The sequence below is a fragment of the Streptomyces silvisoli genome, from assembly GCF_029269905.1.
Lineage (GTDB): Bacteria > Actinomycetota > Actinomycetes > Streptomycetales > Streptomycetaceae > Streptantibioticus_A > Streptantibioticus_A silvisoli_A.
Genome location: NZ_JARJBC010000006.1, coordinates 88,746 through 109,015 on the forward strand (window position 1 = coordinate 88,746; position 20,270 = coordinate 109,015).

Annotated in this window: 20 protein-coding genes; 16 read left to right on the top strand and 4 right to left on the bottom strand. The window is 71.4% G+C overall.

Annotated features, from left to right (window positions below; translation table 11 throughout):
- Positions 1–2: 2 nt before the first annotated feature.
- Positions 3–1,079 (bottom strand): ribosome small subunit-dependent GTPase A, encoded by a 1,077-nt coding sequence (gene rsgA, locus P3G67_RS12105; RefSeq protein WP_276093462.1) that lies wholly within the window; start codon positions 1,077–1,079, stop codon positions 3–5.
- A 165-nt stretch (positions 1,080–1,244) separates the two neighbouring features.
- Positions 1,245–2,468, bottom strand: coding sequence for a YihY/virulence factor BrkB family protein (locus tag P3G67_RS12110; protein WP_276093463.1), 1,224 nt, complete (start codon positions 2,466–2,468; stop codon positions 1,245–1,247).
- 18 nt (positions 2,469–2,486) lie between these two features.
- Here P3G67_RS12110 and P3G67_RS12115 point away from each other — a divergent pair, with 18 nt between their 5' ends.
- The 3 genes from P3G67_RS12115 (at position 2,487) to P3G67_RS12125 (ending at position 6,666) form a co-directional block, all read left to right on the top strand.
- Positions 2,487–4,139, top strand: a complete 1,653-nt coding sequence (locus P3G67_RS12115) for an acyl-CoA dehydrogenase family protein (protein WP_276093464.1) — start codon at positions 2,487–2,489, stop codon at positions 4,137–4,139.
- A gap of 375 nt (positions 4,140–4,514) precedes the next feature.
- Positions 4,515–5,765, top strand: a complete 1,251-nt coding sequence (locus P3G67_RS12120) for a GAF domain-containing protein (protein WP_391858244.1) — start codon at positions 4,515–4,517, stop codon at positions 5,763–5,765.
- Between the two features lie 31 nt (positions 5,766–5,796).
- Positions 5,797–6,666, top strand: coding sequence for an Fpg/Nei family DNA glycosylase (locus P3G67_RS12125; RefSeq protein WP_276093465.1), 870 nt, complete (start codon positions 5,797–5,799; stop codon positions 6,664–6,666).
- Between the two features lie 15 nt (positions 6,667–6,681).
- Here P3G67_RS12125 and P3G67_RS12130 read toward each other — a convergent pair whose 3' ends face one another.
- Positions 6,682–8,118 (bottom strand): amino acid permease, encoded by a 1,437-nt coding sequence (locus tag P3G67_RS12130; RefSeq protein ID WP_276093466.1) that lies wholly within the window; start codon positions 8,116–8,118, stop codon positions 6,682–6,684.
- A 169-nt stretch (positions 8,119–8,287) separates the two neighbouring features.
- A complete protein-coding gene (locus P3G67_RS12135) occupies positions 8,288–8,986 on the bottom strand; it encodes a hypothetical protein (RefSeq protein WP_276093467.1) in 699 nt (232 codons plus the stop codon).
- A gap of 321 nt (positions 8,987–9,307) precedes the next feature.
- Between P3G67_RS12135 and P3G67_RS12140 the strand changes: the two genes are divergently transcribed.
- From P3G67_RS12140 to P3G67_RS12195, 13 genes are all read left to right on the top strand, one after another.
- Complete coding sequence (locus P3G67_RS12140; RefSeq protein WP_276093468.1) at positions 9,308–9,991, top strand: class F sortase; 684 nt, start codon at positions 9,308–9,310, stop codon at positions 9,989–9,991.
- A gap of 135 nt (positions 9,992–10,126) precedes the next feature.
- Entirely contained in the window at positions 10,127–10,702 is a 576-nt protein-coding gene (locus tag P3G67_RS12145; RefSeq protein ID WP_276093469.1) for a GNAT family N-acetyltransferase, read from the top strand.
- Between the two features lie 92 nt (positions 10,703–10,794).
- Complete coding sequence (locus tag P3G67_RS35830; RefSeq protein WP_313880174.1) at positions 10,795–10,878, top strand: putative leader peptide; 84 nt, start codon at positions 10,795–10,797, stop codon at positions 10,876–10,878.
- Positions 10,879–11,016: 138 nt separating this feature from the next.
- On the top strand, positions 11,017–12,714 hold the full coding sequence (locus tag P3G67_RS12150; RefSeq protein ID WP_276093470.1) for a nitrite/sulfite reductase: 1,698 nt from the start codon (positions 11,017–11,019) through the stop codon (positions 12,712–12,714).
- A 40-nt stretch (positions 12,715–12,754) separates the two neighbouring features.
- The gene (locus P3G67_RS12155) at positions 12,755–12,937 is read left to right on the top strand and encodes a hypothetical protein (RefSeq protein WP_269856485.1); all 183 of its coding nucleotides are present in this window, start codon (positions 12,755–12,757) and stop codon (positions 12,935–12,937) included.
- On the top strand, positions 12,934–13,644 hold the full coding sequence (locus P3G67_RS12160) for a phosphoadenylyl-sulfate reductase (protein ID WP_269856486.1): 711 nt from the start codon (positions 12,934–12,936) through the stop codon (positions 13,642–13,644). Before P3G67_RS12155 ends, P3G67_RS12160 begins: the two co-directional genes overlap by 4 nt.
- The gene (gene cysC / locus P3G67_RS12165; protein ID WP_269856487.1) at positions 13,641–14,204 is read left to right on the top strand and encodes an adenylyl-sulfate kinase; all 564 of its coding nucleotides are present in this window, start codon (positions 13,641–13,643) and stop codon (positions 14,202–14,204) included. Before P3G67_RS12160 ends, cysC begins: the two co-directional genes overlap by 4 nt.
- Complete coding sequence (cysD, locus tag P3G67_RS12170) at positions 14,201–15,136, top strand: sulfate adenylyltransferase subunit CysD (RefSeq protein WP_269856488.1); 936 nt, start codon at positions 14,201–14,203, stop codon at positions 15,134–15,136. The genes cysC and cysD overlap by 4 nt, the downstream gene beginning before the upstream one ends.
- Before the next feature lie 2 nt (positions 15,137–15,138).
- The gene (locus tag P3G67_RS12175) at positions 15,139–16,473 is read left to right on the top strand and encodes a sulfate adenylyltransferase subunit 1 (protein WP_276093471.1); all 1,335 of its coding nucleotides are present in this window, start codon (positions 15,139–15,141) and stop codon (positions 16,471–16,473) included.
- 203 nt (positions 16,474–16,676) lie between these two features.
- Complete coding sequence (locus P3G67_RS12180; protein WP_276093472.1) at positions 16,677–17,783, top strand: aliphatic sulfonate ABC transporter substrate-binding protein; 1,107 nt, start codon at positions 16,677–16,679, stop codon at positions 17,781–17,783.
- 31 nt (positions 17,784–17,814) lie between these two features.
- Positions 17,815–18,609 carry an ABC transporter ATP-binding protein gene (locus P3G67_RS12185; RefSeq protein WP_276093473.1) on the top strand — a complete coding sequence of 265 codons (795 nt, stop codon included), beginning with the start codon at positions 17,815–17,817 and terminating at the stop codon, positions 18,607–18,609.
- A complete protein-coding gene (locus P3G67_RS12190) occupies positions 18,596–19,498 on the top strand; it encodes an ABC transporter permease (protein WP_276093474.1) in 903 nt (300 codons plus the stop codon). Before P3G67_RS12185 ends, P3G67_RS12190 begins: the two co-directional genes overlap by 14 nt.
- Positions 19,495–20,232 carry a sirohydrochlorin chelatase gene (locus P3G67_RS12195; RefSeq protein WP_276093475.1) on the top strand — a complete coding sequence of 246 codons (738 nt, stop codon included), beginning with the start codon at positions 19,495–19,497 and terminating at the stop codon, positions 20,230–20,232. The genes P3G67_RS12190 and P3G67_RS12195 overlap by 4 nt, the downstream gene beginning before the upstream one ends.
- Positions 20,233–20,270 lie beyond the last annotated feature (38 nt).

Consider the following 20,270-nt stretch of genomic DNA (forward strand, 5'->3'; position numbering starts at 1 on the left):
TGCTAGCGCGCAGCGCGCCCCCGCTTGGCCTCTGCCGAGGCCCGGCCGAGGGCCGACCGCCGCTTCCACTCCCGCCGCTGCTCGGCGCGCAGCCGGGCATCGCCGCGCGCCGCGATCCACGCGTTCTCCCTGAGCAGCTTGCGGTAGCTCTCCCAACGCCGGTGCGTCAGCGTGCCGTCCGCCAGCGCGTCGAGCACCGCGCAGCCCGGTTCCGCCTTATGCGCGCAGTCGTGGAACCGGCAGCCGCGGGCCAACTCCGCGATCTCCGCGAAGACTTGGGACACGCCGGACTCCGCGTCCCACATGCCGACGCCACGCAGCCCTGGTGTGTCGATCAGCGCCCCGCCGCCGGGCAGCGGCAGCAGATCGCGGGTGGTCGTGGTGTGCCTGCCCTTGCCGTCCGCGTCGCGGATCGCCCGGACCTGCTGCTTCCGCGTCCCCAACAGGGCGTTGGCCAGCGTGGACTTGCCCGCGCCTGACTGGCCGAGCAGCACGCAGGTGCCGCCGGACACGATCGCGGTGAGGACGTCGAGACCCGCGCCGGTGTGCGCGCTCACCGCGAGCACCTGCACACCCGGCGCCGCGGCCTCGGTGTCGGCGCGCAGATGGGCGAGGTCCGGATCCGCGACCAGATCGCACTTGGTGAGCACCACGAGCGGTTGCGCGCCGCTCTCCCAGGCGAGGGCGAGGAAGCGTTCGACCCGGCCGAGGTCGAGTTCCGCGGCGAGCGATACGGCGATCACCACGTGGTCGACGTTGACCGCGAGCACCTGCCCCTCGGAGCGGCGGGTCGAGGTGTTGCGGACGACGGCGTTGGCGCGCGGCAGCAGGGCCCGCACCAGTGCGGGGTCACCGCCGGGTTCGAGCGCCGCCCAGTCGCCGGTGCACACCCACTTCAGCGGGTCGGACGAGGAGAGGGGCGCGATGGAGGCCGTGACCAGGCCGTGCGGTGTGGCCGCGGTGCACCGGTCGCCGTACACCCGCGCGATGCGGGCCGGGACCAGGCCTTCGGCCGCGTAGCGAGCGAACGCGGTGTCAAGCGCGCTGTGCCAACCGTATTCGGAAAGCGGGGAGTTCACGATGGTCAACCTTCGACAAGAGCGGAGTGGATGCGGTGACTCGGCGTGCCGCCCGAACGCGGGCAGCGTGCGACGCGGTGACGGTCATCGGTCCTCACCTCCCCCTCTCGTCAATCAGGGCCGCGCCGACAGCGCGCCCCTCTCCAGCAGTTGACGTCGGCGACGTTACGCATCGTCCGATCCGTCGTCCAACGGTTTTTGCTCCGTGCCCTCCGCCGAGGACGTGCCGTTCGCGGAAGACGTGCCGTTCGCCGGGGAGCGGCCCTTGTGCCTGGCCCGCAGCCGGGCGCGCAGGTTGCGGTGCGGGAGGAAGTGCGCCCAGCGCTCGGGGAATTCGGCGGGCGGCTCGTCCGCGGGCCCGATCTCGTCGTCGGGGCTCTCGTGGTTGGCGGCGCGCCGGGCCTCGGCGCGGGCCACCATCTCCTCGGCGGCCCGCTCGTTCTCCTGTTCCCGTTCGGCACGGGCCGCCGCGGTGGCCACCGAGGGCCAGATCCGGTCGATGGCCGCGTTGACGGCCGCGCCGACCAGTACCGCGAACGCCGACACGCCGAACCACAACAGCACCGCGACCGGCGCGGCGAGCGATCCGTAGATCGTCGGACCCTCGACGGTGTGGGTGAGGTAGATGCGCAGCAGGAAGCTGCCCAGCACCCACATCAGCAGCGCGACCAGCGCGCCCGGGATGTCCTCGATCCACCGCGAGCGCACCGGCACGGACACGTGGTAGAGGGTGGTCAGGAAGGCGATGGAGAGCACCAGCACCACCGGCCAGTACAGGGCGTCCACGATCGCCGCGCTGTGCGGGACCAGGCTGACCACCGCCTCGGGACCGGCGACCAGCAGCGGCAGCACGATGGCGCCGACGACCAGGGCGACGACGTAGAGCAGGAAGGCCAGCAGCCGGGTGTGGATGATGCCGCGGCGTCCCTCAAGCCCGTACATGATCGTGATGGTGTCGACGAACACGTTCACCGCGCGGGAGCCGGACCACAGGGCGATGATGAAGCCGAGCGAGACCACGTCCGCGCGGCCGGTCCGGAAGACACTGTCGACCAGCGGCCGGACCAGTTGGTTGACCCCCTTGTCGGACAGCACGGTCGCGGAGGCGGTGAGGATGTTCTTCCGGATGTGTCCGACGGTGTCGGCGCCCATGGCGAAGTCGAGGTAGCCGATGGCACCGACCAGGCCGAGCAGCAGCGGCGGCAGTGAGAGCAGCACGAAGAACGCGGCTTCCGCGGCGAGGCCGGTGACCCGGTACTCCATACAGGAGTTGAACGTGTCCTTGACCAGCAGCCAGACCAGTTTCCGCTTCGAGACGTTCCGGTACAGGGCTCGCGCTCTGTGCAACCGCCCCGGTCTCGGCGGTGGTGTTCCCTCTGCTGCCTCCACCTGCCTACCGTAGCTGCCATGGCTGCCCCTACACACACGGTGACCAACCAGGCTCCGCCGCTGGTCGCCTACGATGTCTACGCCTGCGACCCGGCCCTCACCGAGGGCGTCGCACGGCACGCCGCGCCGGAGCGGTTCGATGAGATCACGGCCGAGCTGAGCGAGCTGGGCCGCGCGGCGGGCTCGGCCCAGGCCCAGCGCTGGGGCGAGGAGGCGAACGCCTATCCGCCCGTGCTGCGCACCCATGACCGGTACGGGAACCGTGTTGACGAGGTCGAGTTCCATCCCAGCTGGCACCGGCTGCTGGGCCATGCCGTCTCCGCGGGGCTGACGGACGCCTGGTCGCGTCCCGACGGGCACCTGCGGCGGACCGCCGGTTTCATCACCTGGACGCAGATCGAGGCGGGGCACGGCTGCCCGCTGTCGATGACGCACGCGGCGGTGCCCACGCTCCGCCACGAGCCGTCGCTGGCCGCCGAGTGGGAGCCCCGGCTGGCCTCCCGGGTCTACGAACCGCAGCTGCTCGCGCCGGGTGAGAAGCCCGGTGCGCTGTGCGGCATGGGCATGACCGAGAAGCAGGGCGGTTCCGACGTACGGGCGAACACCACGCGGGCCGAACCGCTGGCCGAAGAGGGAACGTATCTGCTGACCGGGCACAAGTGGTTCTGCTCGGCGCCGATGTCCGACGCCTTCCTGGTGCTGGCCCAGGCGCCCGGCGGCCTGACCTGCTTCCTGCTGCCCCGGGTGCTGCCCGACGGGACCCGCAACGCCTTCGCCATCCAGCGGCTGAAGGACAAGCTCGGCAACCGATCCAACGCCTCCAGCGAAGTGGAGTTCTCCGGCACCTGGGCGCGCCGGGTCGGCGAGGAGGGACGCGGGGTCGCGACGATCATCGAGATGGTGGCGGCCACCCGGCTGGACTGCGTCTCCGGCTCGGCGGCGATCATGCGGCAGGCGGTGGCCCAGGCCATCCACCACACGGCGTACCGGGAGGCGTTCGGCGGGCGGCTGATCGACAAGCCGCTGATGCGCAACGTGCTGGCCGACCTCGCCCTGGAGTCGGAGGCGGCCACCACCACGGCGCTGCGGCTGGCCGCCAGCTACGACGGCGACAGCGAGCATGAGCGGAACCTGCGGCGGGTGGCCGTTCCGGTGGCCAAGTACTGGGTGACCAAGCGGTGCCCCGCGGTCGCGGGCGAGGCGCTGGAGTGCCTTGGCGGCAACGGGTACGTGGAGGAGTCCGGCATGCCCCGGCTGTTCCGTGAGTCGCCGCTCAACTCCATCTGGGAGGGCTCGGGGAACGTGCAGGCGCTCGACGTGCTGCGCGCGCTGCAACGCGAGCCCGACGCGCTGGGCGCGTTCCTCGGCGAACTCGGGCTGGCCCGCGGCGCCGACCACCGGCTGGACGCCGCGATCAAGGACCTGTTGACCGAACTGGCCGACCTGACGGGCATCGAGGCCCGCGCGCGCCGGGTGGTGGAACGGATGGCGCTGGTCCTCCAGGGCTCGCTGCTGGTGCGTTTCGCGCCCCCGCAGGTCTCCGACGCGTTCTGCGCGTCCCGCCTGGGCGGCGACTGGGGCACGGCCTTCGGCACGTTGCCGCACACGCTGGACCTGGCGTCAATCGTCAACCGTGCCCGCCCGGTTCCGGACTGCCCCGCCGGGAGCTAGCGCCCGGCCCGCGGCGCTCTCGGGGGCGAGGACCCGTGCCCCGGCCCCGGAAGCGCGGTTCGCCCCGGACCCCCGTTCGGGGGTCCGGGGGCTCGCCGCCGTGCGTCCCCCAGCCGGAAGCGATGGCGGGGGGCGGAAATGGCGGGGGTGGTGCCGCGCCGACTCGGCACCACCCTGGGCGTCGACCGTTGGCCCCAGGGGGGAGGGGGCGGCAGGATCGACTCCGCGTCACTCTCCGGCAGAACGTCCCCGGGCGGCAACCGTTGCAGAACGTTGCACTTCTTTCGCGCATACCCGGCGCGGGCCACCGCCGGAGCGGCACCATAAGGGGCAACTCGGAAGGGCACGGGGGACGACAGCTCGGAGAGACCGCACGTGAACCAGCAGCCTGCAGACCCGGTGGTACTCACTCAGCCGCCTGACGCGGCACTGACCACACGTCACCCCATAGCCGCGCCAAGGCCGTTGATCGGCGACTCGTGGCAGCGGATGCTGCACACCGCGGTCGACCCCGACCGGATGAACCACACGGGTTTCCTGCCACTGGACGAGATCGAGCAGCGCCGCAGGACCTCTCCGCTCGGCGAGGTCCTGCCGACGCTGCGCGAGTCGCTGCGGTCGATCGCCGAGTCCGGCTGCCACATCGTCGTGGTCACCGACGCCGACGGCCGGGTGCTGTGGCGGGCCGGGAGCCCGGCGATGCGGCGCAGCGCGGACCGCTTCGAGCTGGTCGAGGGCGCCGCGTGGACGGAGGACGTGGCGGGGACGAACGGCATCGGCACCGCGCTGGTGACCGGGCACCCGGTGCAGGTGCACTCCACCGAGCACTACGTGCGCGCCCTGCACCAGCTGACCTGCGCCGCCGCGCCGCTGCACGATCCGCGCGACGGCCGGCTGCTCGGCGTGGTGGACGTGACCTGTCCCGCCGCCACCACGCACCCCACCACCCTCGCCCTGGTCAGCGCGGTCGCCCGGGTCGCCGAAGGGGAACTGCGCATCCGGCACTGGGAGTCGGTGGAACGGCTGCGGACGGCCGCCGCACCGCTGCTGGCACGGCTGGACGGCCAGGCGGTGGCCGTGGACCGGGACGGCTGGACGGCGGCGATCACCGGTCTGCCGCCGATGGACCGGGTGGCACTGCCCGAGGCGCCCATGGCAGGCGAGGCGTGGTTGCCGTCGCTGGGGCGGTGCGTGCTGGAGCCGCTGCCGGGCGGCTGGCTGGTACGGGTCGGCCCGGCACGCAGGCGGGATGCCGCCGCGCCGAGCCGGGTCATCCTGAACCTGACCTGCGCCCGGTCCTGGACGGTCACCGTCAGCGGCCCGTCCGGCAGTTGGTCGCAGCGGCTGAGCCCGCGCCACGCCGAGCTGCTGTTCGCCCTCGCGATGCGCCGGGAGGGCAGCAGCGCCGCCCAGCTGGCGGCCGACCTGTTCGGCGACGCCACCCGCGAGGTGACCGTTCGGGCCGAACTGTCCCGGCTGCGGCGGAACTTGGCGGGCGTACTGGCCCACCGGCCGTACCGATTCGCCGACGAGATCGCGGTGGAACTGCTGCGCCCCGAGGACCGGTTGGACCTGTTGCCGTTCTCCACCGCCCCGGTGGTCCGCGCCGCCCGCACCTCGCCCTGAGGAACCGCCCGGCCGGTGGCAGACTGGCGTTATGCCCGAGTTGCCGGAGGTTGAGGCGCTCGCCGGGTTCCTCGGCGAGCGGCTGAGCGGGCGCGCGGTCGAGCGCGTGTACCCGTTGTCCGTACAGGTCCTCAAGACCTACGACCCGCCGCTGACCAGCCTGGAGGGCCGTACCCTCACCGGCGTCGCACGGCACGGGAAGTTCCTGGACATCGCGACCGGCGACGGCACGCACCTGGTCGTCCATCTGGCCCGGGCGGGCTGGCTGCGGTGGTCGGACAAGCTGCCGGAGGCGCCGCCGCGCCCGGGCAAGGGGCCGCTGGCGCTGCGGCTGCGGCTGGCCGAACCGGCGGGCTCGGGCTTCGACCTGACCGAGGCGGGTACGCACAAGCGGCTCGCCGTGTACTGCGTACGCGATCCGGCTGAGGTACCGGGCATCGCCCGGCTGGGGCCCGATCCGCTGGACGCGGCGTTCACCCTGGACGTCTTCGCGGGACTGCTGGCGGGTGAGCGCCGTCAGATCAAGGGCGTGCTACGGGACCAGTCGGTGATCGCCGGGGTCGGCAACGCGTACTCGGACGAGGTGCTGCACGCCGCCCGGATGTCCCCGTTCAAGATCGCCGCGACGTTGGACGAGGAGACGGTCGGCGCGCTGTACGAGGCGCTGCGCGGTACGTTGCGCGATGCCGTGGAGCGGTCGCGGGGGCTGGTGGCGGGCGAGTTGAAGGCCGAGAAGAAGACCGGCCTGAGGGTGCACGGCCGCACCGGCCAGCCCTGCCCGGTCTGCGGTGACACGGTGCGGGAGGTGTCGTACCGGGACTCCTCGCTCCAGTACTGCCCCACCTGCCAGACCGGCGGCAGGCCGCTGGCCGACCGGCGGCTGTCCCGGCTGCTGAAGTGACGGCCCCGGTCGCGGCTAGGTGGCCTCCGGCATCCGGGCCAGCTCCGAGCGCCGGTAGGAGTACCCGAAGTAGACCACCATCCCGACCAGGAACCAGATGGCGAACCGCGCCCAGGTCTCCCAGTGCAGGAAGGTGATCAGCCACACCGAGAACAGCGCGCCGATCCCGGGCACCACCGGCATCGCGGGGCAGCGGAAGGCGCGCGGCAGTTCGGGCCGCCGGTAGCGCAGCACGATCACGGCCACGCAGACCACCACGAACGCCAGCAGGATGCCGATGTTGGTCAACTCCGCCGCCGTACCGATGGGCACGAACCCGGCGATGGCCGCCGAGGCCGCGCCCACGATCCAGGTCACCCGGATCGGCACGTGCCGGGTCGGGTGGGTGTGCGCGAACCACTTGGGCAGCAGCCCGTCCCGGCTCATCGAGTACCACACCCGGGTGACTCCGAGCATGAAGGTGAACATCACCGTCAGGATGCCGATGATCGCGCCCACCGCGACCACGTTCGCGATGCCGTTCAGGCCCACCGACTTGAACGCCGTGGAGAAGCCGCTGGTCTTGTCGATGTCCGTGTAGCGCTGCATCCCGGTCAGCACCAGGCAGGCCAGTACGTACAGCACCATCGAGGCGGCGAGCGAGTAGACGATCGCCCTGGGCATGTGGCGCTGGGCGTCCCGCGACTCCTCCGCCGCGGTGCTCATCGCGTCATACCCGAAGACGGCGAAGAAGACGGTGGCGGCGCCGGTGAACGTACCGGCCAGGCCGTAGGGGAAGAACGGGTGGTAGTGGGCGGCGCTGATGTGGAGGAACCCGACCGCGATGACCAGCAGCACCACCACGACCTTGATGCCGACGACCGTGGTCTCGAAACGGGCCGCGCTGCGGATGCCGAGGGTGAGCAGATAGGCGATCAGCAGGCAGAGCACGGCGGCGAACAGGTCGACCCGGTGACCGGGGCCGGTGCCGGGGGCGCCGAGCATCCACACCGGCAGCTTGATCCCGGCCTGGCTGAGCAGGAAGTCGAAGTACCCGGAGATGCCGATGGCCACCACCGCGACGATCGCGGTGTACTCAAGCAGCAGGTCCCAGCCGATGAACCAGCCCACGATCTCCCCGAGCACCGCGTACCCGTAGGTGTAGGCGGAGCCCGCCCGGGGGATGAGCCCGGCGAACTCGGCGTAGCTGAACGCCGCGGCGGCGCTGGCGACGCCCGCGATCAGGAAGGACACCATGACCGACGGCCCCGCGACGCCGTTGGCCACGGTGCCCGCCAGGGTGAAGATCCCGGCGCCGATGATGCCGCCGATGCCGATGGCGGTGAGCTGCCACAGGCCCAGGCTGCGGGTGAGCTGTCCCCCGGTGGCCGCGGCCTCGCCGTCCTCGATCTCCTCGATCGCCTCGACCGGCTTGCGGCGCAGTACGCCCTGCCCGGCCCGGAGCACGGCCATGGTGTGTCCTCTCCGCCGACAGTTGACGGCGGCCCATCATCGCTGACCCCCCGCAGCCGTGGAAGACGCCGCTCCGCTTGATGCCCCGTCGGATCCCATCCGGCGGACACGCGTGTCCGCCCCCGCGCGGCTACCGGTTGCGGGGGCGGACCGTGCTGGGCGCGGTACGTCAGTACTTCGAGCCCGCGCGGCGGCGGAGGAGGTAGACCCCGCCACCGGTGACGGCCGCCGCCAGCAGCGTGGCGCCGAGCGCGGCCTGGATCGTGTTGATGCCGCCGTGGCTGCCGCCGAGGCCGGTCTTGGCGCCCTTGGTCAGCGCACCGCCGCCCTTGGTCGTCGCGCTGCCCTCGCCGCCCTTGGTCAGCGCACCGCTCTTGGCGCCCCGGACCAGCGTGCCGAGCTTGTGTACCGCGCCCTTCGGCGGGTCGCCCTTGACGGCGGTGTCGCCCACGGTGAAGTCCCCACCGGTGATGGACTTGCCGCCGCAGGTGGCGGTGACCTTGTACGCGCCGTTCTTGGCGGTGGAGAAGATCTTCGCGGTGGCGACCGAGGAGCCCTGGTTGACGATCCCCTTGAGCGGGGTGCGCGAGAAGACGCTGGACTCGACGATGGCGTCGTAGGTCTTGCCGCTGCCACGGCACGAGCTGCCGTCCACCGTGACGGTGAGCGTCCCGCCGGGCTTCACGTCCTTGGGCGTGACGATGATGTTGTTCGGGGTGGAGTTGGAGCCGTAGCTCGGGGCGGAGCTGGAGGCGGACGGGTTCGCGGACGGGTTCGCGGGACCGGACGCCGCCGCCGCGAGGGGCGCGGACAGGCCGAGGGCGGCACCGGCGACGACGGTGACTGCGAGGGCACGAGTGACGGTCATGGTGATCCTCCGTTGGACGTGCCTGGGGCGAGGCGCCCCGGGATCGGCTGGAGCACGTCCACGTCCGAGACTCACCCGGCCTTTATGCCCCCGCATCCGCAAACCCGTCCGGGCCAGCGCCGCGGGCCCCGCCGGGAAGGGAGTTGGGCCGGTAACACCGCAGGTCACACGGGATCGAAACCGAATTCCCGACGTTCACTCGGACGGCGGTGGCCCCATCGGGCGACCGGCGGCACTGCCCGCCACCCGTTCGCCCGTCAGATCTCGCCGACCGCGCGGACCACGACTAGCGTTCCGCACAGCGAGGCTTCAGGAGGAGGCATGGCGCACATACCCCGGACACCGGAGCCGACGCCGCGTCAGACCGGCACGGACCCCCGCCCCCGACGGCGCGGCGGTCCGATACCCCCGGTCGCGATAGCCCTGGCGGCGGTGCTCGGCGGATACCTGGTCCACGACGGCACCATGGCCCATGGCGGCCCACCGCGCCCCGCCTCGGTGGACTCACCCACCGACCCGCTCCCGTCCGCCGACGCCCCGGCACCGCTGCCGTTCGCCGCGCCCTCCCGGATCAGGATCCCGGCCATCCGGGTGAACGCCCCGGTGATGCGCGTCGGCCAGGACAACGAGGGCGGGGTCGGCGTGCCGCCCCCGCAGAACAAGAACCTCGCCGCCTGGTACGGCGCGGGACCCGCGCCAGGGCAGAGCGGCACCGCGGTGATGGACGGCCATGTGGACAACAAGGCGGGCCCCGCCGTCTTCTACAACCTCGGCACCCTGCACCGCGGTGACCGCATCGAGGTGGCCCGTACCGACGGCCGGACGGCGGTGTTCACCGTCTACGGCATAGAGCTGTTCGCCAAGAGCGCCTTCCCCGCCAAGCGGGTCTACGGCGACGCCGGCCGGCCGGAGCTGCGGGTGATCACCTGCGGCGGCGCGTTCTCCCGGCGGACCGGGTACGCCGGGAACGTGGTCGTGTTCGCCCGGCTGACCGCCGAGCGGTAGACCGCGCGGGGTGGCCGGTTTCGGTCGGCTCGGCACCACCGGTCCGCCTCGTCGCGGTTGCTCGCCGTCGCGGCGCGATCTCGTCGCCGCCCCCGGCCGGGCGGCACGCCCGTCGACCGTGGTTGGCTGTGCCGCATGCGCATCACCGTGACCACCTGGTCCCTGGAGCAGACCTCCGCCGCCGACCTCAGCCCCGCCGCGGAACCGGATCCGCTGGCCGGGATCCGCGTGGTGCGGGCCGAGGTGCCGTGCCCGGCGTTCAGCCGGTTCCTGTACACCGCGGTCGGCGCGGACGTCTCCTGGACCGACCGGCTGGGGTGGGACCGCGCACGGTGGCGGGAGCATCTGGAACGGCCGGGGGTGGAGACCTGGGTCGCCTATGAACGCGGTACGCCCGCGGGCTACCTGGAGTTGGAGGGGCAGGACGAGGGCCGGGTGGAGATCGTCTACTTCGGCCTGCTGCCCGACTTCCGGGGGCGGCGGATCGGCGGCCATCTGCTGTCGTACGGCACCGCGCGGGCCTGGGACCTCGCGGAGCGCTGGCCGCGCCGGGCGCCGACCAAGCGGGTGTGGCTGCACACGTGCAGTCTGGACGGGCCGCACGCGTTGGCCAATTACGAGCGGCGCGGCTTCCGCGTCTTCGAGACGGTGACCGGCGAGGAGGACAAGCCAGCCATCACGGGCGGCCCATGGCCCGACGCGGCACGGTGACACGCAACACACCGTCTCACCATTCAAGAAAAGCGCGTCCACATTCTGGATAATGGTGGACTCCCCCAACGGCGGCGTGCCACGCTTCCGTCATGTCTCGCGCTGGAATCGCCTTGGTAGGTCGACTGCACGTCGACCTCGGCCGCATGTCCAGCGCCATCTGTCCGGTGAGCTGATCCCTCCAGCGCCGATCCGTCCACGCTCTTCGCCGTCGCGGCCACCCGGGTCCCCACCGCATCAGTAATCGAAGGTCAGGTGGGGGGCCAGTGGGTCCGCACCGCGTACCTTGTCCCCGCCTGAAGGACCGTATCGCCATGGCCACCACACCGCGTCCCGAACCCGCCGCACCGTCCCGCCGCAAGGCTGGCCGCCACCGCGGCGAGGGGCAGTGGGCCGTCGGCCACTTCACCCCGCTGAACGCCAACGAGCAGTTCAAGAAGGATGACGACGGTCTCAATGTGCGGACACGCATTGAGACGATCTACGCCCACCGCGGCTTCGACTCCATCGACCCGGCCGACCTGCGCGGACGGATGCGCTGGTGGGGTCTGTACACCCAGCGCAAGCCCGGTATCGACGGCGGGAAGACCGCGATCCTCGAACCGGAGGAGCTGGACGACAAGTACTTCATGATGCGGGTGCGCATCGACGGCGGACGGCTCACCGTCGCCCAACTGCGCGCCATCGGCGAGGTGTCCGAGCAGTACGCCCGCGGCACCGCCGACATCACCGACCGGCAGAACATCCAGCTGCACTGGGTGCGGATCGAGGACGTACCGGCGATCTGGCAGAAGCTGGAGGCGGTCGGCCTGTCCACCACCGAGGCGTGCGGCGACTGCCCCCGGGTGATCATCGGTTCCCCGGTCGCGGGCATCGCCGCCGACGAGATCATCGACGGCACGCCCGCGGTCGACGAGATCCACCGGCGGTACATCGGCAGCAAGGAGTTCTCCAATCTGCCGCGGAAGTTCAAGACCGCCGTCTCCGGCTCGCCGGTGCAGGACGTGGTGCACGAGATCAACGACATCGCGTTCGTCGGCGTCGTGCACCCCGAGCACGGCCCCGGCTTCGACCTGTGGGTCGGCGGCGGACTGTCCACCAACCCGCGGCTGGCCGAACGCCTGGGCACCTGGGTGCCGTTGGAGGAGGTGGCCGATGTGTGGGCGGGCGTGGTCGGCATCTTCCGCGACTACGGCTACCGGCGGCTGCGCACCCGGGCCCGGCTGAAGTTCCTGATGGCCGACTGGGGTCCGCGGAAGTTCCGCCAGGTGCTGGAGGACGAGTACCTCAAGCGCAGGCTCGTCGACGGCCCGGCGCCGCGACAGCCCAGCAACCGCTGGCGGGACCACGTCGGCGTGCACGAGCAGAAGGACGGCCGCTACTACGTCGGCTTCGCACCGCGCGTCGGCCGGGTGGACGGCGCCACCCTGACGAAGATCGCCGAACTGGCCGCCGTCCACGGCTCGGACCGGCTGCGCACCACCGTCGAGCAGAAGATGATCATCCTCGATGTGGCGCCCGACCAGGTCGACTCGCTGGTCGCCGGGCTTGAGGCACTGGACTTCCAGGTCAAGCCGACGCCGTTCCGGCGCGGCACCATGGCCTGCACCGGCATCGAGTTCTGCAAGCTGGCCATCGTGGAGACCAAGGCGCGCGGTGCCTCCCTCATCGACGAACTGGAGCGCCGCCTACCGGACTTCACCGAGCCCATCACCATCAATGTCAACGGCTGCCCCAACGCCTGCGCCCGCATCCAGACCGCGGACATCGGGCTCAAGGGCCAGCTGGTGCTCAACGACAAGGGCGAGCAGGTGGAGGGCTTCCAGGTGCACCTGGGCGGCGCGCTCGGCCTGGACCCCGGCTTCGGCCGCAAGGTGCGCGGCCTGAAGGTCGCCGCCGAGGAACTGCCCGACTACGTCGAGCGGGTGCTGCGCCGCTTCCAGGCCGAGCGCCAGGACGGCGAGCGGTTCGCCGACTGGGCGGCGAGGGCGAGCGAGGAGGCGCTGTCGTGAGCGAGGCAGTGGCTACGAGCGAACGCGGAGAGGAAGGGCCATGAGCGAGCGTGCGGCGCCGTTCTACTGCCCGTACTGCGGCGACGAGGACCTGCGCCCCTCCGAGGAGGGCCACGGCGCATGGGAGTGCGGTGCGTGCAACCGGGCCTTCCGGCTGTCCTTCATCGGACTGCTGGCGAAGGGGCTCGGCCGAGCCAACGCCCAAGGGGGCAGCGGGACATGACGGAGACCCACATACCGGATGACGAAGGGGAACTCCAGGCGCTGGCCGAGCGGGCGGGCCGGGAACTGGAGGACGCCGACGCGCTGGACATCCTGCGCTGGACGGCGGACACCTTCGGCCCGCGCTGGTGCGTCACCTCCTCGATGGAGGACGCGGTGGTGGCCCATCTGGCCTCCCGGGTCTCCCCCGGCGTGGACGTGGTCTTCCTCGACACCGGCTACCACTTCCCGGAGACCATCGGCACCCGTGACGCGGTGGAGGCGGTGCTGGACGTCAACGTCATCACCCTCACACCGCGCCAGACCGTCGCCGAGCAGGACGCCGAGTACGGCCCGGGACTGCACGACCGGGACCCCGACCTGTGCTGTGCGCTGCGCAAGGTCAGGCCGCTGGAGGAGGGTCTGCGCGGCTACCAGGCATGGGCCACCGGGCTGCGTCGCGACGAGTCGCCGACCCGGGCCAACACCCCGGTCGTCGGCTGGGATCCCAAGCGCCGCAAGGTCAAAGTCTCCCCCATCGCCCGCTGGACGCAGCGGGAGGTCGACTCGTACATCGCCGAACACGGCGTGCTGACCAACCCGTTGCTGACCGACGGCTACGCCTCCATCGGCTGCGCGCCGTGCACCCGGCGGGTGCTGGCGGGCGAGGACGCGCGGGCGGGGCGCTGGGCGGGCCGGGCGAAGACGGAATGCGGGCTGCACGGATGACGGACCACGAGGAGAAGACCGTGACGGACCAGGGCGCCACGATCTGGCTCACCGGTCTGCCGAGCGCGGGCAAGACCACCATCGCCCGGGCGTTGGCGGACACGCTGCGTGGTGGTGGGCATCGGGTGGAGGTGCTGGACGGTGATGAGATCCGGGAGTTCCTGTCCGCCGGGCTGGGGTTCAGCCGTGAGGACCGGCACACCAACGTGCAGCGCATCGGTTTCGTCGCCGAGTTGCTGGCGTCGCATGGTGTGAAGGTGCTGGTTCCGGTGATCGCGCCGTACGCGGACAGCCGGGAGGCGGTGCGCAAGCGGCACGAGGCCAACGGCACCGCGTATCTGGAGGTGCATGTGGCGACTCCGGTCGAGGTGTGCTCGGTGCGTGATGTGAAGGGCCTGTACGCCAGGCAGGCGGCGGGTGAGATCTCCGGTCTGACCGGGGTGGACGACCCGTACGAGCCGCCCGCCGCTCCGGACCTGCGGATCGAGGCGCATCAGCAGAGTGTCGCGGAGTCCGCAGCCGCGCTGGAAGCACTGTTGGTGGAGAGGGAGTTGGCGTGACGACGGTGACCGTGACCGCTGAGGGGACCGACAACCCGTACGCGCTCAGCCACTTGGACGCTTTGGAGTCCGAGGCGGTGCACATCTTCCGTGAGGTGGCGGGGGAGTTCGAGCGGCCGGTGATCCTGTTCTCCGGTGGCAAGGACTCGATCGTGATGCTGCACCTTGCGCTGAAGGCGTTCGCTCCGGCGGCGGTGCCGTTCGGGCTGCTGCATGTGGACACCGGGCACAACTTCCCCGAGGTGCTGGCGTATCGGGACCGCACCGTGGCCGCGCACGGTCTGCGGTTGCATGTGGCCAGCGTGCAGGACTACATCGACGACGGCAGGCTGCGCGAGCGCCCCGACGGCACCCGTAACCCGTTGCAGACCGTTCCGCTGCTGGACGCGATCGGCGAGGGCCGCTACGACGCGGTGTTCGGCGGGGGGCGCCGGGACGAGGAGAAGGCGCGGGCCAAGGAGCGGGTGTTCAGTCTGCGGGATGAGTTCGGTGCGTGGGATCCGCGGCGTCAGCGGCCGGAGTTGTGGCAGTTGTACAACGGCCGTCACGCGCCCGGTGAGCATGTGCGGGTCTTCCCGCTGTCGAACTGGACGGAGCTGGATGTGTGGCAGTACATCGCCCGTGAGGGCATCGAGCTGCCGGACATCTACTACGCGCATGAGCGTGAGGTGTTCTCCCGAGATGGGATGTGGCTGACCGCCGGGGAGTGGGGCGGCCCGAAGCCGGGTGAGCCGGTGCAGCGGCGGATGATCCGCTACCGCACGGTGGGTGACATGTCGTGCACGGGCGCGGTGGATTCGGACGCGGTCACGATCGAGCAGGTCATCGCCGAGATCGCCGCCTCCCGGTTGACCGAGCGGGGCGCGACGCGCGCCGACGACAAGCTGTCCGAGGCGGCGATGGAAGACCGCAAGCGCGAGGGGTACTTCTGACCATGAGCACCACCACCGAGGAGTTGGCGGCCACCTCGCTGCTGCGGTTCGCCACCGCCGGATCCGTGGACGACGGGAAGTCCACGCTGGTCGGCAGGTTGCTGCACGACTCGAAGTCCGTACTGGCCGACCAGTTGGAGGCGGTCGAGCACGCCTCCAGGCGACGCGGCCAGCAGGCCCCGGATCTGGCCTTGTTGACCGACGGGTTGCGGGCGGAGCGGGAGCAGGGCATCACCATCGATGTCGCCTACCGCTACTTCGCCACGCCGCGGCGGCGTTTCATTCTGGCCGACACACCCGGACACGTGCAGTACACCCGCAACATGGTCACCGGCGCCTCCACCGCCGAGTTGACGGTGGTGCTGGTCGACGCGCGCAACGGCGTGGTCGAGCAGACCCGTCGGCATGCGGCCGTGGCCGCGCTGCTGCGGGTGCCGCATGTGGTGCTGGCCGTCAACAAGATGGACCTGGTCGAGTACGCCGAGCCGGTCTTCGCGAAGATCGCCGAGGAGTTCACCGCCTACGCCGCGGCGCTGGGGGTGCCGCAGGTCACCGCGATCCCGATCTCGGCGCTGGGCGGCGACAACGTGGTGACGCCTTCCGCGCACATGGACTGGTACGGCGGCCCGACCATCCTGGAACACCTGGAGACCGTCCCCGTCGGCACCGACCCCACCGGCGCACCGGCCCGCTTCCCGGTCCAGTACGTCATCCGCCCGCAGACCGCCGAGCACCCCGACTACCGCGGCTACGCGGGGCAGATCGCCTCCGGAGTGCTGCGCGTCGGCGACCGGGTGACGGTGCTGCCGTCCGGCGCGACCAGCACCATCACCGGTATCGACGTCCTCGGCGAGCCGGTGGACGTGGCCTGGGCGCCGCAGTCGGTGACCGTGCTGCTCGCCGACGACCTCGACATCTCCCGCGGCGACCTGCTCGCCCCCGCAGCCACCGCGCCCGCGGTGACGCAGGACATCACGGCCACCGCCTGCCACCTGCACGAACGCCCACTGAAGGTGGGCGACAGGGTGCTGCTCAAGCACGGCACCCGTACCGTCAAGGCGATCGTGAAGGGCCTGCCCTACCGGATCAACCTCACCGCCGGACTCAGCCACGAAACCGAACCCGGTGAACTGTCCGCCAACGACATCGGCGCCGTCGTGCTGCGCACCGCGCAGCCACTGCCGGTCGACGCCTACGCCGACTCCCGGCTGACCGGTTCGTTCCTGCTCATCGACCCGGCCGACGGCACCACACTCACCGCGGGCATGGTCGGCGAGGCCTTCGCCGCCGACGACGACACCAACCCCACGGTGGATGACGATGGTTGGGACTTCTGATGACCACGGAGACTTACTCCGGCTTCGCCAAGGAGGGCGGCCGCATCGGCAGCGGCACGCTGGGCAGCGGCCAGGGCGGAGTGTCGCGATGTGCGCGGTGAGCCCCGCGTACCCGCGTCCCACCGCACATCCCCATGCCCCCATCGCCCCGGGCGCGCCGTAACGGCGTGTGACTGTCCGGGCCTACGAGAGGAATACCTCCCGTGACAGCCGACCGCCTCCCGCGTAACCCCAGAAGCCGGACCGTAGCCGCCGCCGTTGTCTGCCTGACGCTGTTGGGCCTGTCGGCCTGCGGCTACGGTTCCCAGAAGGCCGACACCGCGGCCCCGGCCGCGAGCGCGGGCGGCAAGAAGCTGTCCGCGAGCTCGGTGACGATCGGCTACTTCGCGAACATCACCCACGCCACCCCTTTGGTCGGTCTGCAACGGGGGCTGTTCCAGAAGGCGTTGGGCGGTACCCAGATCAAGTCCCAGGTGTTCAACGCCGGCCCGTCGGAGATCGAGGCGCTGAACGCGGGCGCGATCGACATCGGCTGGATCGGGCCGTCCCCGGCGATCAACGGCTATGTGAAGTCCCACGGCCAGGACCTGAAGATCATCGCGGGTTCCGCCTCCGGTGGTGTCTCCCTGGTGGTCAACCCGAACAAGGTCAAGAGCCTGGACGATCTGAAGGGCAAGCGGATCGCCACCCCGCAGCTGGGCAACACCCAGGACGTGGCGCTGCTGAACTACCTGGCCTCCAAGGGGTTCAAGGAGGACCCGACCACCGGCAAGGGTGACGTCACCGTCGAGCGGATCGACAACAAGACCACCCCGATCGCCTTCCAGCAGGGTCAGATCGACGGCGCCTGGGTACCCGAGCCCACCGCCTCGCAGTTGGTCACCGAGGGCGCCAAGAAGCTGCTGGACGAGAAGACGCTGTGGAACAACGGCCAGTTCGTGATCACCAACGTGGTCGTCTCCCAGAAGTTCCTCACCGAGCACCCCGACGTGGTCGAGGCCGTGCTGCGCGGCTCGGTGGACACCAACGCCTGGATCAAGGCCAACCCCGCCCAGGCCGCCCAGGCCGCCAACGCCCAGTTGCAGAGGCTGTCCGGAAAGCCGCTGCCCGCGGCCGTGCTCGACCCGGCGTTCAGGAACGTCGAGGTCACCAACGACCCGCTGGCCTCCACCCTGCGCGAGGAGGCAGCCCACGCCGTACAGGCCGGACTGCTCAAGTCGCCCGACCTGAACGGCATCTACGACCTCAGGCTGCTCAACAAGGTCCTCAGGGCCGAAGGCAGGCCGTCGGTCTCCGACGCCGGTCTGTAGCCGCTACCCCTACCGCCAGGAGGTGACACCCATGGCGACTGAAGTCACCGAGCAGCCCGTCCAGCAGGACTCCGGCCACCCCTACGCGGCCCGTCTCGACCAGGTCTCCAAGTCGTTCGGCCGTCCCGGCGCCCAGCAGCTCGTGCTGGACGGCATCACGCTGGACGTCGCGCCCGGAGAGTTCGTCTGCCTGCTGGGCGCCTCCGGCTGCGGCAAGTCCACCCTGCTCAACCTGGTCGCCGGACTCGACCAGCCGTCCGCCGGGAGCATCGAGGTGCCCGGCGGGCGGCCCGCGTTGATGTTCCAGGAACACGCCCTGTTCCCCTGGCTCACCGCCGGCCGCAACATCGAACTCGCGCTACGGCTGCGCGGAGTGCCCCGCACCGAGCGGCGCGAACACGCCGAACGACTGCTGGAACTCGTCCGCCTCCAGGGCGCCCACGGCAAGCGGGTGCACGAGTTGTCCGGGGGCATGCGCCAGCGCGTGGCGATGGCCCGCGCGCTCGCCCAGGACAGCCAACTGCTGCTGATGGACGAGCCGTTCGCCGCCCTCGACGCCATCACCCGCGACGTGCTGCACGAGGAGCTGACCCGGATCTGGGCCGAGACCAAGGTCTCGGTGCTGTTCGTCACCCACAACGTGCGCGAGGCGGTACGACTCGGCCAGCGCGTCATCCTGCTGTCCTCCCGTCCCGGCCGCATAGCCCGCCAGTGGACGGTCGACATACCGCAGCCGCGCCGCATCGAGGACTCCGCGGTCGCCGACCTGTCCGTTCAGATCACCGAACAACTACGGGGGGAGATCCGCCGCCATGGCCAGCACTGAAGCCAGGCCCGATAGCAGGCCCGACGCCAAGCCGGACCTCGCCGGTCTGGAAGCGGGCCTGGACGCACTGGAGACCCCGACCACCGCCAAGACGCCGGTCGGACAGATCCTGCGCGACAAGGCACTGCCGCCCCTCGCCGCCGTCGCACTGGTACTGGTGCTGTGGCAACTCGCCTACCACTTCCAGCTCAAGCCGCACTACCAACTGCCCAGCCCCGGCGACGTATGGGGCTCACTGCACACCATGTGGCTGCAGGGCACACTGCTCGGCTACGTGTGGACCTCCGTCTCCCGCGGCGCGCTGGGCTTCCTCGCCTCGGTGGTGATCGGCACACCCCTGGGACTGCTGGTGGCCCGCGCCGCCCCGGTGCGGGCCGCCATCGGCCCGATCCTGTCCGGGCTGCAGTCCATGCCCTCGGTCGCCTGGGTACCGGCCGCGATCATCTGGTTCGGCCTGAACAACTCCACCATCTACGCCGTCGTCCTGCTCGGCGCGGTACCGTCCATCGCCAACGGACTGGTCTCCGGCATCGACCAGGTCCCCCCGCTGTTCCTGCGCGCCGGCCGCACCATCGGCGCCACCGGACTGCACGGCGTACGGCACGTACTGCTGCCCGCCGCACTCCCCGGCTACCTCGCCGGACTCAAGCAGGGCTGGGCGTTCTCCTGGCGCTCCCTGATGGCCGCCGAGATCATCGCCACCTCACCCGACCTCGGCGCCGGACTCGGCCAACTCCTGGAAAACGCCCGCACCAACGCCGACATGCCCGGAGTACTCGCCGCCATCGCGCTCATCCTCGTCGTCGGCATCGGCATCGAACTCCTCATCTTCCGACCCGCCGAACGCCGCGTGCTGCGCGGCCGCGGCCTGCTGGCGGGAGCACGATGACGGCCCCTGCCCTCCTCGTCATCGCCCACGGCAGCCGGGACCCCCGGCACGCCGCGACGGTGCACGCGCTCTGCGAGCGGGTGCGGGCGGCGCGGCCGGACGTCCGCGTGGAGACCGGATTCCTGGACCACTGTGCGCCTCGCGTTCCCCAGGCCATCGACCGGTTGGCGGCCGAGGGAGTGCGGGAGCTCGTGGCGCTGCCACTGCTGCTGACTCGGGCGTTCCACGCCAAGACCGACATTCCGTCCGTGCTGCGGGAGGCTGCCGGGCGGCATCGGGGCGTGACGGTTCGGCAGGCCGCCGTGCTGGGGCCGTCAGCCTTGCTGACGGCCGCCATGGAGCGGCGGCTGGCCGAGGCCGGGGTTCAGGCCGCCGAACGGGGCACGACCGGGGTCGTGTTGGCTTCCGCCGGGTCGTCGGATCCGGAGGCGGTCGCGGTGATCGCCTCCCTTGCGCGGGAGTGGCAGCGCACGGGGTGGGCCGCTGTGCGCCCCGCCGATCCCTCTTCGACCTCGGACGCGGTGGCGGCGCTGCGGGCCGAGGGGGTACGACGGGTCGCCGTGGTGCCGTACGTCCTCGCCCCCGGGGTGCTGCCGGATCGGATCGCCCGGGGCGCGGCGGGGGCGGACTTCCTGGCGCCCGTTCTCGGGGACGCGGCCGAGGTGGCGCGGCTGGTTCTGTCGCGGTACGCCGCTTGTGCGCGCGGTTTCCTCCCCGTGCGGCGGGCGGCCTGAGCCCCCGGGGCGGGCTGCGCCCCGGTGATCGCGGCAAC